1 pseudogene is annotated in these 1347 nt (G+C 49.9%); it reads right to left on the bottom strand.

Going from position 1 to position 1347, the window contains the following annotated elements:
* Positions 1-1347 (bottom strand): annotated as a pseudogene (locus tag ACQEXP_RS21190) (LysM peptidoglycan-binding domain-containing protein); the annotation flags it as partial.

Raw genomic sequence — 1347 nt, 5'->3', positions numbered from 1 at the left:
ACTCAGCTGAAAATCCCATCCAGCACCTGCTCCAATAGCCACATTGCCGTTGGCACCCACCTTGGCGAGGGTGGCAAAATCAAACACCTTATCCAGTTTGTTATCTGGCGGCGCTTTCCACTCTAGCCCCCCTTCAACCTGACCACCAACTTGAGCACCACCAAAGATATCGCCTTTCACGCCGACACCGCCAGAAGCATTGGTACCCATACTAACGCTTGGAGAGAGCAATATCTGGTGGCCGGGGTTGTTGTTGGGTTGATTGCTGAGTTCTAAGCGCCCGCTGGTCATCGCGCCAACAAAACAGCTGAGCATTAAGCTAACTTTGGCTCTAAAGTGGCCAAATGGATAAACGGCGCGCTGTTTGTTAGCATCAACATAACTCAGTTCCAGCGCATAGCCACTTTCATAAGGAAAATAACGGTGAAGCCCAACCGCGCCTTCAGCCAGAGCGAAACTGGCCTCCGCACCAATGCCAATATCTATTTTGCCTTCGGATGGTTCAATCGTACTTTTGACGCTGGCTTGGGCAGCAAAGCGCAGTAGTTGCGCCTCTTGAGAACTGGCAAAAATAGCTTCGCCATTTTCATCATGCAGCTTTTGAGTCGCTTTCCATTCATGGGCTTTCCAGCCGTCCGCTTTCCAGTTGGCAAAGACAGCCTCTAGCTTACCTGTCTCGATATCATCGCGAATGCCTTTTTTAATATCTTGGATAAAGGCTTGCTTTAGTCCTTGCCAGTCCCTCGCTTCTAAGGCTCGAGTGACTTCGGCATTAACGGTATTTTGTTTCCAGTTGTTTTTGGCACGCTCAACGAAATCCGCTCGCAGGTAAACAAGTCGATTCTCACTCACAAGCCAGGCTTCTAGCACATGCCTTTTCGCGGGCGCACGCTCAAGCGCTTTGTGGTTCATCTTGGTAAGATCAACACTTTGTTTGTTGGAAGACTCTGGTACAACGGGTTTATTCGCTAAATCCTGCCAGTAGGCGAGCTCTTTCTCGATCGTGGCGAGAACTTTATCGCGCACGGTGATGGTGGATGGCTCAGAGAAGTATGGGACATAAATGTTCACTAACGCGCGGCGTTTCTCAAGTTCAGTGATTTTGCTTGCGATGTAGTTCTGTGTTTTTGGTGGTTCCGCAGACTGAGTCGCGGTGCCTGCTGCGGTGGTCTTGGGCGTATTTACATTGATGGCCCCTGCATAGACGCACTGCTCAAGCCACGCCTTTTTCTTTAGCGCATGTTGCTGCATCTCAGCGGGGTCAATGTTGTCGCCACTGGGTGCGTTTTCTAGGAGCGTTTTATAGTCTTGAACCAGTTTATCGGTGATCTGAATTTCTTCTTTCAG

It is taken from the genome of Vibrio sp. TRT 1302, from assembly GCF_050113875.1.
Taxonomy (GTDB): domain Bacteria; phylum Pseudomonadota; class Gammaproteobacteria; order Enterobacterales; family Vibrionaceae; genus Vibrio.
Note: the sequence above shows the minus strand (reverse complement) of the source record. Positions and strands in the feature narration are given on the sequence as shown.